The sequence below is a fragment of the Paenibacillus sp. GM2FR genome (assembly GCF_002803325.1).
In the GTDB taxonomy this organism is placed as follows: Bacteria; Bacillota; Bacilli; order Paenibacillales; family Paenibacillaceae; genus Paenibacillus_AQ; species Paenibacillus_AQ lautus.
Genome location: NZ_MKZM01000009.1, coordinates 854,063 through 870,543, shown reverse-complemented (window position 1 = coordinate 870,543; position 16,481 = coordinate 854,063). Strand labels below are relative to the sequence as shown.

Genomic DNA, 16,481 nt, shown 5'->3' with positions numbered 1-16,481 from the left:
GGATGATAAAGACTTCCTGATGAAGGAAGACCTTTCATCATAACCAAAAACTAAATTTACAGGAGGTTTTTACTATGGCATTTCAATTACCAGCACTTCCTTACGCAAACGACGCGCTCGAGCCTCATATCGACGCACAAACGATGGAGATCCACCATGATCGCCACCATAATACCTACGTAACCAACTTGAACGCTGCTCTTGAGAACGCTCCTGAGCTTCAAGGGAAATCCCTTGAGGATCTGATCGCTAACCTTGACGCTGTACCGGAAAGCATCCGCACAGCGGTTCGCAACAACGGCGGCGGCCATGCTAACCACTCCCTATTCTGGGAAGTTATCGGACCAAACGGCGGCGGACAACCGACTGGCGCATTGGCTGATGCTATCAACAGCGAGCTGGGCGGCTTCGATAAATTTAAAGAAGATTTCGCAAAAGCGGCTACAACTCGTTTCGGCAGCGGCTGGGCTTGGCTCGTTGTTAAAGACGGCAAACTGGCAGTAACCAGCACGCCGAACCAAGACAGCCCGATCATGGAAGGTCAAACTCCTCTCCTCGGCCTGGACGTTTGGGAGCATGCTTACTACCTGAAATATCAAAACAAACGCCCTGATTACATCTCCGCATTCTGGAATGTAGTGAACTGGGAAGAAGTCGGCAAACGTTACGATAACGCGAAATAATATCGCTTAACTAAAAACCGATATCATACCAAAAAGGCTGCTTTCAGCTGTAGACCCTGTCTACCGCTAAAGCAGCCTTTTTCTATCACTATTTCATGCTGTTACGTGTTATTTACCGCTGCTGCAGGGTTAGACCCATAATGGCGTTCGACACCCCGATGCCAAAAATGTAAAGAAGCGCATTCTTCCAGCTATGCAAAGCTCCACTACTCCTTACGAGCCATTCCGTTTCATCATTATATCCCCCATTACATGGGAAATTACGGCTTTAAGATGAGAAATACGAGTTCAAAATCCGAATGAACACATTCGGAAATGCGTAGCGTTCCATGTCGTGAACGTGAATCCAGCGAAAGTTCTCTTCGCCTGTCTCATACGCCGCTGCACTCTCGGCTGCTTGCAGGGCTGCCGGCGGCACATCCTGCCACTTACAGCGGTACACGCCCATATTCCATTGAATATGGCTAAAGGTATGCTCGGCGTCCATCACATGGCCGATCGGCAGGACCGGAACTCCTTCTTCCAGCAAGGCATCCCTCAAGCGGCTCATTGCCGTCTCCTCGGACATCACGGCTGGAACGCCGCTCTCCTCGGTCGATACAATCACATGCGGCAACTCCCACATCCCTGCCAATAAACCGGTCGATGGACGCTTGCGGATCAGAATCTTCCCTTCATGCACGCCGGTGCCCTCTACGATCGCCGTAAGGCGGTGTTCGGGACGCGGCGGCTTGGCCTTCGTCTTAATAGGAAGAGACTCCTCTTTGCCCTCAAGACGCGCTGTACAATGCTCCATCACCGGGCATACCAGACATTTGGGCGATTTCGGCGTACATATTAACGCCCCCAGTTCCATCAACGCCTGGGTGAAATCCGAGGCTCGACCGTCCGGAACCAGCGTCAGCACCAGCTCCTCCATCTTGGTGCGGGTTTTCACCTTCATAATATCTTCTTCAATCAAAAAATAGCGGGACAGCACGCGCATCACGTTGCCGTCCACTGCTGCGGCAGGAATGTTGAATGCGATGCTGCGAATGGCGCCCGAGGTATAAGGACCAATGCCCTTAAGTCCCGACACTTCATCTTTTCCGCTCGGCATAACGCCCCCATACTGCTCTGTCACTTGCCTTGCGGCTGCCTGAAGATTGCGTGCCCGGGAATAATAGCCGAGGCCCTCCCAGCATTTCAATACATCGTCCTCCGGCGCATCCGCAAGCGACTGAATCGTTGGAAACCGCTCGATAAACCGGTGGAAATACGGGATTACCGTGTCCACCCGGGTCTGCTGCAGCATAATTTCAGATACCCATATATAGTAGGGATCGCGATGCCTGCGCCATGGCAAATCCCTTTTGTTGATCTCATACCAATTCAGCAGCTCGTGGCTGAAGTATGGTTTGTGTTCCGTATTATGCATCTATAAAAATCTCCTTCGTCATCCTTACTTTATCTTCTCAACCACAGCGAAAGCGGAAGCCAGCGTGGCCTGATGCGAAATCGTCAGATGAATCGCATAATGTGCGGACTCTTCCATTCCGAGACGGTCCCAGGCTTCCCGTGATAGACGGGTCTCAGGCCTGCCAAGAGCACCTGGCAGCACTTCGATATCACGGAACCCGATTACACCCCCGATTCCGGAGCCGAAGGCTTTGGATATCGCTTCTTTGGCAGCAAAGCGCCCGGCAACAAACTCCGTCCGTTTCGCCCCCTTGCCGGCCGCGATGACCTGCTCGTCCTGCGTAAGCACGCGCTTCATGAACCTCTCGCCATGCGGGCCTGTCATCAACATCTCCATTCGCTTCATGTCCAGCACGTCATGTCCGATTCCGTAGATCACAATCGTTCGCTCTCCTTCATGGATCCAGTCTTCCTGTCCAAAAAATATACTCCTACTTATTGTATCAGTCGATGTACGTCAACGCGAGACCAACGGTGTTACAACACCATGAATTAAATAAATTTGTTGTATTTCAAATTTTATCCATATAGACTGTACAAAATAGCATAACTTAAGGGGGAATCATGTTATGGGTTCATTGATTTATCACGTTGCCGTTTCGCTTGACTCTTTTATCGCCGATCAAGCCATGATGGATGGAAGAATCGACCACACCCTCTTTTTATTCGACGGGGAACATGTTCCGGACTTCTTGGCCGACATTCAGGAGTTTGAGGCTGTACTGATGGGCGGTAAAACGTATGAGTTTGGATTTAAGATGGGTGCTAAGCCGGGGGAGCCTGGTTACAAAGGACTCAAGCATTATATATTCTCACGGTCATTAGAATTCGAATCCAATGATGAAGTTGAACTAGTCAAGGAGGACGCCGTCCCGTACATCCATAATCTCAAACAACAGACGGACGGCAAGCTGTGGCTGTGCGGCGGCGGAGAATTAGCAGGAAGCCTGCTTCAGCATCAACTGATCGATCAGCTTGTATTGAAGGTGAACCCGGTAATGGTTGGTGACGGCGTTCCGTTGTTCGGCAGTGTCAAGCCGCGACTAAGACTCGAACTGGTCGATATGAAGCAATATGCCAACGGCGTTCTCAAACCGACCTACAATATTATGTATACCTAGTGCCTCGCTAAATAAAAAGCCTTCCGGAGGGGATTCTCCGGAAGGCTTTATGCTTGGGAATTCGTATGTTAGATGCCTGGAATCGTATTGCGCTTGTGCGCGGTTTTGACGTAATAACTCTCGAGCTTCTGCTGAACATCAGGGTTGATCGTCTTGCCTTCCAGATAATCGCTGTTATCCTCGTAGCTGATTCCGAGCTCTTTCTCGTCCGTCTGACCTTCCCAAAGGCCGGCAGAAGGCGCTTTGTCCAGAATCGATTGCGGAACCCCCAAATAGGATGCGAGCATACGGACCTGACGCTTGTTCAGGGAACTCAGCGGCGTAATATCCACTGCTCCATCGCCCCACTTAGTATAGAAGCCGGTAATCGCCTCGGAAGCATGATCCGTGCCGACAACGATCAAATTTTGTTCGAATGCCAACGCATATTGTACCACCATACGCACTCTGGCTTTCACATTGCCTTTACCGGGAATACTCATATGCTTATGGACGCCGATATTTTTCAGGCCGTGCTCAACCTCTAGAGCAACCTCGTTCACGGCTTCCTCGATATTGGTCTCGACGGTATATTTCAAATCGAAGGCTTTCGCCGTCGCGTAGCTGTCGGAAATATCAGCCTGCTCGCCGTATGGCTGGAACACCCCGAGTGTCTTGTATTCCTTACCGGTCTCCTCTGTAAGCTCGTCAGTAGCCCGCTTGCACAGACCGGCAGCCACAGCGGAATCAATCCCGCCGCTAATCGCGATCAGCAGTCCGGAAGTGCCCGAGTTCTTTACATAGGTTTTCAGAAAATCAACGCGCTTGCGTACCTCTTCCTCCACATTAATGGTAGGTTTGACACCCAGTTCTGCGATAATTTGTTCTTGTAGGCTCATGATATATGACTCCTTTCAGTATGTTCTCTCTTTCTGAAGTACTTCATTCATACGTCTATCGACGTACTTTCTCAGAAGACAGACCGCATTTAGCGGAAGTTTTTCTTGCGATATAGAATTTCATCAGCGTAGCTGATAACTTATAAATTCTATATCTATAACAAAAACGTCTATCGACGTACTTTCTTAGAAGACAGACCGCATTTAGCGGAAATTTTTCTTGCGATATAGAATTTCATCAGCGTAGCTGATAACTTATAAATTCTATATCTATAACAAAAACGTCTATAGACGTACTTTCTTAGAAGACAGACCGCATTTAGCGGAAATTTTTCTTGCGATATAGAATTTCATCAGCGTAGCTGATAACTTATAAATTCTATATCTATAACAAAAACGTCTATCGACGTACTTTCTTAGAAGACAGACCGCATTTAGCGGAAATTTTTCTTGCGATATAGAATTTCATCAGCGTAGCTGATAACTTATAAATTCTATATCTATAACAAAAACGTCTATAGACGTACTTTCTTAGAAGACAGACCGCATTTGGCGGAAGTTTTTCTTGCGATATAGAATTTCATCAGCGTAGCTGATAACTTATAAATTCTATATCTAAAACAAAAGCCCCGCGGCTTCGGAATATGCCGAATGCTTCGGGGCCTATGTAACTGCCGATTACTGGCAGTAGCGATTGAATGCGTCGGTCAAATCCGCCGCGATTTCTTCTGCAGAACGATTCTCCACTTGATGACGCTCGATAAAGTGCACCAATTCCCCGTCCTTCAGCAGAGCAATCGATGGGGAGGATGGAGGATACGGAGCAAAATACTCGCGGGCTTTAGCCGTTGCTTCCTTATCCTGTCCGGCAAACACGGTAAACAAATGATCCGGCTTCACCTGGTTCTCAAGCGCTTTGGCTACTCCTGGACGCGCTTGCCCTGCTGCGCAGCCGCATACGGAGTTTACAACGACCAGCGTTGTGCCTTTCGCTGCTGGAAGCACTTCCTCCACCTCTTCTGGTGTCGTCAGTTCCTTAATTCCCAGGCTGGTCAGCTCATCCCGCATCGGTTGAACCATATCGCGCATATATCGGTCAAAAGACATACCCATAACTGCTTCACTCCTTATATAAACAAGATTGTTCGAATTATAACAGCTCATCGATATCTATATTATACAATCCTAAAGAGTGAAAGCAAGAAAATACAAAACGAGCAGCATCACAAAATAGGATACCGCCCGTCTTTTATTGTTCCATTCGGATAACTAGGTAGCAGGATAGTTTACCCCATCTTTTTTCTTGTCGACGATAGGCTCGCCACGGCGATCTTTGTTTTCACGCTCCTGCTGCTCCTGTTGTTTGGAATCATTTTTACTCATCCGAATCCCTCCTTTACCCTGAGCTCTGCCTTATGATGCGTAATTATCAGCCCGTTTATTCGGAAGCGGCAGCGCTCTGGGATTCCGGTAAGCTTTGCTGGTACGAGTGGACAGGAAAGGAAATAATGAAAACCGTTCCCTCGCCTAGCTGCGACTTCACATCAATGGTCCCGTGATGACGCTGTACAATGCTCATGCACAGGGCGAGTCCTAGCCCCGTTCCCTTACTCTTCGTCGTAAAGAAAGGTTCAAACAAACGCTCCAGCTCATTCTCGGAGATGCCGATTCCCGTATCCGCAACATAAAGCTGGGCCTGATCCCCATCGAGCCGGGTTTCGATCGTCAACGTCCCCTTGTCGTCCATCGCCTCCATCCCATTCCGGCACAGATTCAGAATTAGCTGTTTCATCTCCTTGGCATTCAGGTACAGGTGAGGAATCCCATTACCGAGTTTCAGGTCAATGCTCTGTCCGCGCAAATTCGCATCGGCCCACAAGAGCGGGCTGAGCTCATGGATAATGTCATGCAGGTGACACTCTTCTTTCTCTGCAACCCGGTTCTGGGCGAGGGATAAAAAATCGCTGATGATACCGTTGGCCCGATCGAGCTCCTCCATGACGATCCGGTAATAATGGTCCAGCGTATCCGGACTCTTCTCCTGCATCAGCTGCAAGAATCCGCGGACGACAGCCATCGGGTTGCGAATCTCATGGGTTATGCTTGCCGCCATTTGGCCAACCAAACTTAAACGTTCTACATTAATGAATTCCGTCCGTAGTCTCTCCAGCTCCGTAATGTCTTCCATAATACCTACCGCACCCAAGATGTCGCCGTTCCCATTATGTATAAGCGGGTAGATGCCTGTGGAATATACGCGGGTAGCGCTTCGCATAATCTCGCCGGTGCTTTCGATTCCATCCATAGCTCTCTGAAACCGGCTGCGCAGATGCTCCTTTTGAATCATGCCGTCCAATAAGTCAAATAAGGGTCTGCCGATGACATCCTTGGTTGTCAGATTAGGAAACACGTTTCGAAAGCTGCGGATAAGCGGTTGATTAAAAGCGATGATATTGCCGCTTCGATCCACCGCGACCATACCTAAAGGAATCATCTCCATCATTTTCGTTAAAGATAACCACTCTCTGTTCTTCACATCGTATTGGCCAGCGCCCAGGCGCTCACATGTTAATTCGATCCAATATACAATCATTCCTGAATAAAAAATGCCGATCAGCATATACAGAATGGTCACCAATATCGTATCCGGATTCAGATCATTATTCTTAACCTTTCCTTCAATCGCGTGGGAGGCTACAATAATCAGCATAGCCGGAATAAGCGCGCTCCACAGCCAACAAATTTTTTCGGTCATGGAGCCTTTCTTGAAATTAGAGGTAATCCAGGGTAATAGCGAGTACCCCAGAACCAGCATATTCAGAATGAGGCCGATCGTTGACCAGCCGTTAATCAGCCCTTGGCATGTGATATACATAGCTGCAAGAAATAGCCCTGAACGACGACCTCCGTATAATATGCCTAAAAATAACGGGATAACGCCAAGGTTGATCGGTACGTAATAATCGTTCATGGCCGAGATCAAAATGCATAATATAATGCTAATCCCGCATGCGATGACAATATGTTTGCGAAATCGAAGCAGATCATCCGGATGCTTCTTGTTCAGGCACTTTAGATGTCTGTCGAGGAGAAGCGGCAGATGAAAGATGAGTGTACCAGACAGCAAAACTTGCAGCAAAATATCTTTCCATAGGCTCAGCACAGTGATCGATCACCTCAATTGGACGACGCATCTAATATTTCTGATTAAAGCATAGGCGACATCATATTACAATATCTTGTAATTTCTCTTTCGAAGCCTGGGGAAACTCCATCCTATGTCCTATTCATGAGGTTTGGGATAATTCGCAAAAATCCTATATAATAAGATTCATCTATTAATTGATATACCCCCAAAGGAGCTATGAGCAAACATGCTTGATTATGATATTATTGTCGTCGGCGGCGGACCTTCCGGATTGATGTCCTGCGTGGCTGCAGGGGAAAGGGGAGCTTCTGTTCTGCTGATCGATAAAGGAGATAAACTAGGCCGTAAACTAGGCATATCGGGCGGCGGAAGATGCAATGTGACGAATGCCAAAGAACAGGATGAATTGATTGCCAACATCCCGGGAAACGGCCGTTTTTTATATAGTGCTTTTCAGCATTGGAACAACAAGGATATCATGTCTTTTTTCGAGGGGCTTGGTATCCGCCTCAAAGAAGAAGACAACGGGCGCATGTTTCCTGTGACGGATAAAGCCTCCAGCGTCGTGAATGCCTTGATTGGCAAAGTGAAGGAGCTCGGTACCGACATCCGGACAAACAGTCCGGTGAAGAGAGTTCTCTATGAGAACGGCAGGACGGCCGGGATTGAGCTGAAATCCGGGGAAGCGATCAAGTCTTCCTGCGTGATCATTGCAACCGGCGGGCAGTCTGTTCCGCAAACCGGTTCCACGGGGGACGGCTATCCATGGGCTGAAGCGGCAGGCCATACCATCACGGAGCTGTATCCAACCGAAGTGCCTATCGTCTCCACCGAGCCGTTTATTGCCTCTAAAGAGCTGCAAGGCCTTTCACTGCGGGATGTCGAGCTGTCCGTCTGGAATCCGAAAGGAAAAAAAGTGATTGCCCACCGGGGAGACATGCTGTTCACCCATTTCGGGGTGTCCGGTCCGATCGCGCTGCGCTGCAGTCAGTTCATCCGCCAGGTGCAGCGGAAGTTTGATATCGTGAATGTGGACATGGCTATCGATATGTTCCCCGATCGCTCCCAAGCAGAGCTTGAGGCCGAACTCAAAGGGCGGCTGGAGGATGAGCCGAGAAAGAGCATCAAAAACGTGCTAAAAGGCGTGCTGCCGGAACGAATGATCCCCCTGCTGCTATCCAAGTCGTCCATCGATAGCGATATGATCTGCAGCGGAATATCCAAAACAGCACTGACAACCTTTGCCTCCATTCTAAAAAAGTTCACGTTCCGCGCTTCGGGCACCCGTTCGCTGAAGGAGGCCTTCGTGACAGGCGGTGGCGTCAGCCTCAAGGAGATCCAGCCCAAAAGCATGGAATCCAAGCTGATGCCCGGCCTCTTCTTCTGCGGTGAAATTCTGGATATTCACGGATACACCGGCGGTTACAATATTACGGCTGCCTTTGCGACCGGTTATACCGCAGGCAAGCATGCAGCCGAAGCCGCAGCGATAAACAAATCATAAGAAAAACGTCCATAGCTTCGAAGTTTATACTTTATGATATCTTAAATAAAGCGCGCTGGTATGCCCCATTCATTGGAGCAATCCAGCGCGCTTTTTGTTATTCCTGCGGGTGTCTCTCTTCCTTGTAGACCGGCCAAGACATGAGCGATGGCGCGATCATGACAGCCAGCACAGTCAGTGCAAGCACGGCGATCCATCCCATCGTCCCTTGTAAAAGCGTTAGTCCAGCCACGAGCGAATAAAGAAAGGCGGGAAGAGCGAGCAAGGTACGCACCGCGAGGACACCAGCCGAACGATGCTGCTGATTCGTAAACGGGAGCACCTGCATAAATTCCGCTTTGGCGAACACCGCCCACCTTGTATTCAGCCAATACGACATCATCAATACCAGAGCAAGATAAACGATGATTTTGATGATCGGCGGCGGCAGCCAGACGGCCGGAATGCCGACCAGCGTAATCTGAATGTACAATAACAAGCTCTCAGGGTGGCGCAGAATCGCCTTTAACCCCGCATCGGCCAGCCTCTTCTCCGGTGTACCTTTGAACAATCGGCCGGACTTGCGCATAAACCAGGTTTTACTTCGTACACTTGGAGGTTTGCCGACGGCTTGAACCAACAGCTTCTCCGTCAACTGGACCCTTGTCTTTGCATCCTCACGCGCATCTGCGATGAAGGTCCCTTGCATGGCAAGCCGCTTACGGCTGAGAAGCAATAACACCATGAGCAGAATCAAGGCAGCTGCCCACAATACCATATAGGACTCAAGCCAAAATGTAACAAGCAGCGCTAGCAGTCCGAATGAGAGCCAGCGTACGAGATAAGTCATTATATATTTCCGCCAGCCTTTATAGCTGGAACGAATCATAGCGGTTGATAGATTCGCGCACCAGGCGCATACAGCCGTAATCACCAGCAAGGTCACCAGGGCAATGCCGGTTATCTCGTGTTCCCTGACCAGGATTGGCAGCACAAGCACGGTGACGACCAATCCCTTGATCGCTGAGACCGTATGGCTGTACGCCATGCCTCTGATCATTAACCCCTTCATCCAGCCCCGCTGCTGGCGAAGAAACAATACGTCAGCCTCTTCCAGGAACAGCAGCACTCTGCCGGAGAACATAAAGAGCAGGATGCCTACCACCGCCTGCAGCGGGAAGAATTGTGCCCATACGGGAAGCGGGCTCGTCCATAACTCGCGGTAGAGCCCGCCTCCCAGGAGCAGACCCGGAACAATGATGTACAGCATCACGATCCAGTCGACCACGGTTGCCAGATTATCGCGTTGATTCTTCCAATGAGCAGTCACCCTTCGCCAAAAGAGGGCGCCAGGATGGCTAAAATGATAGGAGCGATCCATGTCCATCACCTCCTTCATGTCAGCACATCGAAGCAATCAAACAACGATGCGCCGGGAAGATCAGCGGCCTGTTGGATTTGATCCAACGTGCCCTCCGAGGCAATCCGCCCTCCGGATATGAGCACAAAGCGATCGCAAATTTTCTCTGCGGTATCCAGCACGTGGGTGGACATCAATACGCCGGCTCCTCGACTTCTCTCCTCAAGCAGCAAATTCAAGAAATCTCGGGTGGCCCGGGGGTCCAACCCGATAAACGGTTCATCTACAATATAGACGTCCGGCTTGGAGAGAAAGCCAATCATCAGCATCATCTTCTGCTTCATTCCTTTGGAAAAGCCTCCCGGCAGCTCATTGCGCACCGACTCCATTCCAAACTGACGGAGAAGCTGATCGGCCTGTGCCTCGAAATGTTCATCATCCATTCCAAATGCGGCAGCTGCCAAATCCAGATGCTCCCACAGCGTCAAATCCTCGTAAAACACGGGCTGCTCGGGAACGTAAGCATATCGGGGCGGATTGCCCGCAATATAGACGTCGGCTTTACTATCCTTAAGCAGACCCAGCACCGTCTTTATGGTTGTGCTTTTTCCGGCTCCATTCGGCCCGATCAAACCCAGGAGCTCGCCGGGCACCACTTGAAACGATATATCCCGTATGCGCGGGCGGCCTGGTTCGTAACCCGCCTGCTGAATATTCACCTTCAGCACCGGCTCGGGCTCAAGTCCATTCTCTTGAATCTTATGCATCCTAACACCCCATCCGTTAATCCTATTCTCAGTATTACGCAGATGGACAGGAATTCGTTGCATTTAGCGAAACATTCTTTCATTATATCGTAGAAGTTTCAGGGACCATGAGGCCTTCGCTCCTTGCGGCAAAATCCTCATCCTTCCGTTCGATTCTGCTTTTGCATAACAGGAGCGCGGCACCCACTGCAGCAGTTCCAAGCCCTGCAACGATATAAGTCGGCACAGGTCCCATGCCTGTTACAAGTGCGCCGCCGAGCGTAGGTCCTATGATCACAGCACCGCTTGTAAGGCTGTTGACCGTCCCGAATACGCGGCTTGTCATATGCTCAGGGGTCCTCTTCATCAGCAGCATCTGGAACGGAACAAGCACAAAGCCTCCGCCTGCACCCGCCAAAAAGAAGGAACCGAACAAAACTACGCTTTGCAGCAGATGTGGCATTTCGATCACGACCACTACGGCACATACGGCAAATACCAAACCTGCCGCGACAGAGCCTACGCCCATCTTGGCAAGCGTGTTCCAGCTCAGCTTGCGGACAAACATGGCTGCGATCAACGTGCCCAAGCCGCTGGCCGAAATACAGTAGCCAAGCAGATCATCCGATACGTCGGGGATCAGCCGGAATAAGGTTACGATCTGGGAATCGGCCATCTGCAGCACCAGCATGACTGCGCATATCGTAACGACGCCGCCCAGCAGCAGCGGCATGCCATAGATCAGCTGCAGCCCTTCCCCGATCTCCTTGAAGAAGGATTTTTTCTGTGTGTCTTGCCCGCTTCGCGCTTCATTTGGCGACTCACCAATCAGTCCTTTCTGCTTAAGCAGCTTCCGACCCGGAACGCCAAGCAAAAACAGCGCCGATACGATGAAAGCCCCGGCATCGATGATGAAGCATAACTGAATGCCGAATAACGCCATCAATAGTCCGCCCAAGGAAGGCCCGATGATTTTGGACATCTGCTCGATCGATGAACTGATCGTCACCGCCTGATCGATGTGCTTCGGGTCTACGATCTCTTTGATCTTGCCGCTCTTGGCAGGAGAGAACAGGACATCCATCAAGCCTTTAACGATCAGCAGTATATAAATTTGTATTAGATTGCCTGCAAACAAAACCCCAATCAAGATAAAAGCTCTGACCACGTCCGATATCACCATGATTTTTTTGCGGTCATACTTGTCACCGATCCATCCTGCCACAGGGCCGCCAATCAAAACGGGAATGGCCATGCACAATGTCATCGCCGTTATTTCCCAAGGCGCGGCCTGCCATTTTAATCCGACAAGCGTTAAGAGCGCGATAATATACAGCCACTCTCCCATGTTGGACACCAGCTGGGAGCCCATCAATAGCATATAGTTCCGATTGCGCAGCAGCGGTTGAAGTCCCTCTGATTCCACGATTTGTGCTTGATTCATGTTCCCCACCCTTTTTCATCACATTTGAATAATTTCATTATAGAATCGGTGTTCAGAGGGCGTATCGGGCTGGAGGTGTAGCTGATATCGAGCCGCAGGATGAAAATGTTTCGGCCGCATTGTGACAAATCACATGTTGAATTTATTCATTTCAGCGTAATCTTAGATTTGAAGTAATTCAGGACATGAGTCCATATCAAAGGCGGGAGAATGTATGAAGGTGTCACATGAATGCGATACACAGCTTGCTATGCACCTGTATCGGGTGTTTGCCAAGTCATTCAAGAGCGTCAACGAGCATGTCGTGAATGGAAGTAAAATCGAAGGCTTTAATCCAACTTCTTTTGCCGTAATGGAAGTACTGTTCTATAAAGGCCGCCAGCCCATCCAGCAGATTGGGGCACAGCTGCTCCTGCAGAGCGGAAACGTAACCTATGTGGTTGATAAGCTCGTCGAAAAAGGTTATGTGCGCCGCAAACCCTGTCCCGAGGACAGAAGAGTGATTTACGCAGAGCTGACCCCGCCCGGAGAACAATTGATGCAGAAGCTTTACCCCCTGCATGAGCGTCACATCCAGCATGCCCTCGGTGGGTTGGATGAGGAAGAAAAGCACCAACTGATTGGACTTCTGAGTAAAATGGGAAAACATGCGGAACAGGTGCAAATCGTACGCCAGCAAAGCTGAAAAAGCAAAGAGAAGAACCCTCCTCCTTCTCGGAATTCAGGGTTCTTCTTATTGAATGTACTGGTTAGAAACGCTCAGTCTTTAAAGCCTTCCAAGGCTATGGTCGGCTTCCCGTCCGCCTGCCAGGCCCCCTTGTTGTATCCCGCGTTGTATCCCGGCGTTGCTTCAGGCTCCCAGTAGAACACGCCCAGCCCCGTACCTCCCGCTAAACCTCGCACCTTGGTCTTGATGCTCTGAATAAAGCCCTTGGCTGCCGCCGGCTGATTGTAATCCATGCCGATTTCGCTAATCATGATGCTTTTACCGAACCTGGACGTCATGTCTTTGGCATTGGCTATCGTCTGATCGACCTTCGATGACCAATCGCTTACTTCCGGGTACAGCGACATACCGATAATATCAAAGTTCGCGCCGTTGCTGATCAAGCCGCCAATGTTCCACTTGAACAATTCATTATCGTAGCCATTGGATAAATGGACAATCGTCTTGGTAGAACCGCTGACAGACTTCACCGCATTATGCCCCGTATTAACGAGCCATGCGTAGTTCTTCATGCTCACCGAAGCTTTGCCGTCCTCCCACAGCATCCCGTTGTTGGTTTCGTTGCCGACCTGCACCCAATCCGGAGTAACGCCCTCGTTCTTCATGGTGTTCATCACATAGACGGTATGGGAATAGACCGCATCCATCAGCTGCTGAAAAGTGAAATTACGCCAGGCATACGGCTTGTTCTGCTGCCCCGGGTCCGCCCAGGAATCGCTGTAATGCAGCGTAAGCATAATGCTCATGCCTTTGTTCTTGGCACGCTGAGCCAGCTCGACCGCCTTTTCCGCATTCAGATAGCCGTTCATATAATCATTCATATTGGGATTGACCCAGACCCGAATCCTTGCGGAATTGATCTGGTAATCGTTCTTCAGAATGTCCAGAATATCGCGCTGAGCCCCGTTCTTGTCCTTCCACTTATACCCCTGAGCTTCCATACCGGGGACCCAGCTGATGTCAGCCCCTTTTGCAAAAGCAGGCGCCGCCCCGGCGGAGCCGTTACACGAAAAGCCAAACGATAACGCAAGCATCGACACGCAAAGAAACATCTTGAACCAAACCCCTTTCACAGCTTCAGTCATCATGATACCTCCTTTGTCATTTCTTCACTGCGCAAGTGACACCCTTATTGTAAGCGTTACCCAAATGAAGCCACAGGGCATAATGCCAACATTTCCGGTCCTTTTCCAAGCCAAAATAAAAATGTGCAGAAGAAGGTTTTCTTGCGATATCAGGGGTCCCTGCTCCGAAGTTTATACTTCCTGAAAAAAAACAGGTGCCAGCATGCTGGCACCTGCCCTTATATGAGGATATGTCTGGCGGACTAACGGATTCATTTACATGCTTACGTTACGCGTGATAACCTTCACGCAATAAGGTTCCAGCTCAAGATCCGTATCCACAGCTTCGCCCGAGATAAAATCGTTGTACCGGGTTCCGTCCAGCGTGACCCGCTTCGCTTCGCCAGAGAAGTTCATTACAAAAATGTAGTCCGACTCACCGTCCGTACGAATGGATGAGCTTACGCCCGAAGGCAGCTCCACCGGCAGCGCCCGGCGCACGCCTGTCTGTTCAACAAGCCTCTTGTAAAAATCGGAATGAAAAGGCTCCCTGTTCCGGGAGGCGATATAATAGGCTCGGCCCTTCCCGAGCTGATTGACCGTCAAGGCTGGCCGCCCCGCGTAGAAATCGGACCGGTAAACGGCCAGTGCCTCCGCCGTCTCCAGATGAATGAGGTCGCACAGCTCAACGGCTTCATAAGCCTCGGCCAGGCCAAGCCCCCCTCCGTCATTTGTTACGATCCCATTGACATCGTGATCATGGAGCGCATCGATTTCCTCTGACCATACGCCGAGCGTCTTACGGAGGGGACCCGGAAATCCGCCGAGGAAGCAAAGGTCAAACTCATCGACGATTCCCGACCAATACGTTGCAACAAACGTGCCGCCCTCTTCCACAAATTGTTGAATCCGCTCGCCCACGCCTGGGCGCACCATGTACAGCATGGGTGCGACCAAAAGTTTATATTTGGAGAAATCCTGTTCCATATCGATGACATCGATCGGGACTCCCTGCTTCCATAAAGCCCGGTAATGCTCTTGAACGGTCTCCTCATACTTGACTCCCTTGTTCCGCGGACCTTGCGCATCATTGATGGCCCAACGGTTCTCCCAGTCAAAAATGACGGCCGCTTCCGCCGGAATCCCCGTTCCTACAACGGCGTCCATCTTCTTGAGATAGTCCCCGACCTCAGCCACATCGCTGAACACCCGGGTGTGTTCATGACCGACATGATCAACGACGGCGCCGTGCAGCTTCTCGCTCGATCCCCTGCTCTTGCGCCATTGAAAATATTGTACCGTATCCGAACCATGGGCAACGGCTTGCATGGAGGACAGCAAATGCATACCCGGACGCTTCAGCTTGCTCACCGGCTGCCAGTTCGTCAGACTTGGCGTGCTCTCCATCAGCATCCAGGGCTGTCCGCCTTTGATCGAGCGGATGATATCATGCATCATGGCAACACGGGCTGCCTGAACGGCATCATCTCCGCCCTGATCATGCCAGGTCGGATAGCTGTCCCACGACACCACGTCCAGCAGATCGGCAAACTTCCAGTAATTCAGTCCTTCAAAATATTCCATCAGGTTGGTCGTAATGGGAAGGGATGGATTGACCCTGCGGAGGGGTTCCGTTTCGTGCCGGATGAAATCCGCCGTCTGATCGGTTACAAACCGTCTCCAATCCAGGTTCATTCCATGGACCTGCGTCTCCCCGTGGGGTGCCGGAGATTCAACCTGGCTCCATTTCGTAATCGTATGGCTCCAGAATGCGGTCCACCAGGCATGATTCAGCTCTTCCAGCGTGGCGTACTTCGCCTGCAGCCAAGACCGGAATGCGTCCTGACAGTAGTCGCAATGGCAATCACCGCCAAACTCATTCGAGATATGCCAGCCGATGACGGCTGGATGGTTGCCGTACCGCTCCGCAAGCTTCCTGTTGATCGTATGGACCTTCTCCCGATAGACCGGCGAAGTATAACAGTGATTATGCCGGAAACCGTGCAGGTTACGGACGCGCTTCTCGCTCACCCGCAGCACCTCGGGATACTTCTCCGACATCCAGGCCGGTCTTGCGCCGCTTGGCGTAGCCAGAAAGGCATAGATTCCATTGGCGGCAAAACGGTCCAATACGCCGTCAAGCCAATCAAACGTAAATACCCCTTCCTCGGGCTCCAATGAAACCCATGAAAATATGCCGACGGACATCACGTTGCAATTCGCCAGCTTCATCAGCCGGATATCCTCTTCGAGCACTTCGGGATAGCGGAGCCATTGCTCCGGATTATAATCGGCGCCATGCAGCATGTGCGGAACACGCGGGCTAATCGGATTAAACGTTCGTTTCATAGTAAGTTAAACCTCCTGTT

General features: G+C 50.5%; 14 protein-coding genes. 4 read left to right on the top strand and 10 right to left on the bottom strand.

The window, feature by feature from the left end; all coding sequences use genetic code 11:
• The first annotated feature begins 74 nt into the window (after positions 1-74).
• Positions 75-683, top strand: a complete 609-nt coding sequence (locus PAEVO_RS24875; RefSeq protein ID WP_100540176.1) for a superoxide dismutase — start codon at positions 75-77, stop codon at positions 681-683.
• A gap of 268 nt (positions 684-951) precedes the next feature.
• Here PAEVO_RS24875 and mutY read toward each other — a convergent pair whose 3' ends face one another.
• Positions 952-2,100 (bottom strand): A/G-specific adenine glycosylase, encoded by a 1,149-nt coding sequence (gene mutY, locus PAEVO_RS24870; RefSeq protein WP_100540175.1) that lies wholly within the window; start codon positions 2,098-2,100, stop codon positions 952-954.
• A 24-nt stretch (positions 2,101-2,124) separates the two neighbouring features.
• Entirely contained in the window at positions 2,125-2,520 is a 396-nt protein-coding gene (acpS, locus tag PAEVO_RS24865) for a holo-ACP synthase (protein WP_100540174.1), read from the bottom strand.
• A 190-nt stretch (positions 2,521-2,710) separates the two neighbouring features.
• Between acpS and PAEVO_RS24860 the strand changes: the two genes are divergently transcribed.
• On the top strand, positions 2,711-3,262 hold the full coding sequence (locus tag PAEVO_RS24860) for a dihydrofolate reductase family protein (protein ID WP_100540173.1): 552 nt from the start codon (positions 2,711-2,713) through the stop codon (positions 3,260-3,262).
• A 68-nt stretch (positions 3,263-3,330) separates the two neighbouring features.
• On the opposite strand, the gene nadE is transcribed toward PAEVO_RS24860, so the two are convergent.
• From nadE to PAEVO_RS24845, 3 genes are all read right to left on the bottom strand, one after another.
• Positions 3,331-4,140 carry an ammonia-dependent NAD(+) synthetase gene (nadE, locus tag PAEVO_RS24855; RefSeq protein WP_100540172.1) on the bottom strand — a complete coding sequence of 270 codons (810 nt, stop codon included), beginning with the start codon at positions 4,138-4,140 and terminating at the stop codon, positions 3,331-3,333.
• Positions 4,141-4,818: 678 nt separating this feature from the next.
• A complete protein-coding gene (locus tag PAEVO_RS24850) occupies positions 4,819-5,253 on the bottom strand; it encodes a BrxA/BrxB family bacilliredoxin (RefSeq protein WP_100540171.1) in 435 nt (144 codons plus the stop codon).
• A gap of 325 nt (positions 5,254-5,578) precedes the next feature.
• Entirely contained in the window at positions 5,579-7,303 is a 1,725-nt protein-coding gene (locus PAEVO_RS24845) for a two-component system sensor histidine kinase NtrB (RefSeq protein ID WP_100540170.1), read from the bottom strand.
• Between the two features lie 211 nt (positions 7,304-7,514).
• Here PAEVO_RS24845 and PAEVO_RS24840 point away from each other — a divergent pair, with 211 nt between their 5' ends.
• Positions 7,515-8,792 carry a BaiN/RdsA family NAD(P)/FAD-dependent oxidoreductase gene (locus PAEVO_RS24840; RefSeq protein ID WP_100540169.1) on the top strand — a complete coding sequence of 426 codons (1,278 nt, stop codon included), beginning with the start codon at positions 7,515-7,517 and terminating at the stop codon, positions 8,790-8,792.
• Positions 8,793-8,889: 97 nt separating this feature from the next.
• Here PAEVO_RS24840 and PAEVO_RS24835 read toward each other — a convergent pair whose 3' ends face one another.
• The 3 genes from PAEVO_RS24835 to PAEVO_RS24825 form a co-directional block, all read right to left on the bottom strand.
• Positions 8,890-10,152 carry an ABC transporter permease gene (locus tag PAEVO_RS24835; RefSeq protein ID WP_100540168.1) on the bottom strand — a complete coding sequence of 421 codons (1,263 nt, stop codon included), beginning with the start codon at positions 10,150-10,152 and terminating at the stop codon, positions 8,890-8,892.
• 14 nt (positions 10,153-10,166) lie between these two features.
• Entirely contained in the window at positions 10,167-10,898 is a 732-nt protein-coding gene (locus PAEVO_RS24830; RefSeq protein ID WP_100540167.1) for an ABC transporter ATP-binding protein, read from the bottom strand.
• 82 nt (positions 10,899-10,980) lie between these two features.
• Positions 10,981-12,321 (bottom strand): MFS transporter, encoded by a 1,341-nt coding sequence (locus PAEVO_RS24825; protein WP_100540166.1) that lies wholly within the window; start codon positions 12,319-12,321, stop codon positions 10,981-10,983.
• A 214-nt stretch (positions 12,322-12,535) separates the two neighbouring features.
• On the opposite strand from PAEVO_RS24825, the gene PAEVO_RS24820 reads away from it, so the two are divergent.
• Positions 12,536-13,006 carry a MarR family winged helix-turn-helix transcriptional regulator gene (locus PAEVO_RS24820; protein WP_100540165.1) on the top strand — a complete coding sequence of 157 codons (471 nt, stop codon included), beginning with the start codon at positions 12,536-12,538 and terminating at the stop codon, positions 13,004-13,006.
• Between the two features lie 74 nt (positions 13,007-13,080).
• Here PAEVO_RS24820 and PAEVO_RS24815 read toward each other — a convergent pair whose 3' ends face one another.
• Complete coding sequence (locus PAEVO_RS24815; RefSeq protein WP_481856505.1) at positions 13,081-14,100, bottom strand: glycoside hydrolase family 53 protein; 1,020 nt, start codon at positions 14,098-14,100, stop codon at positions 13,081-13,083.
• Between the two features lie 288 nt (positions 14,101-14,388).
• A complete protein-coding gene (locus PAEVO_RS24810; protein ID WP_100540163.1) occupies positions 14,389-16,461 on the bottom strand; it encodes a beta-galactosidase in 2,073 nt (690 codons plus the stop codon).
• Positions 16,462-16,481: the final 20 nt, after the last annotated feature.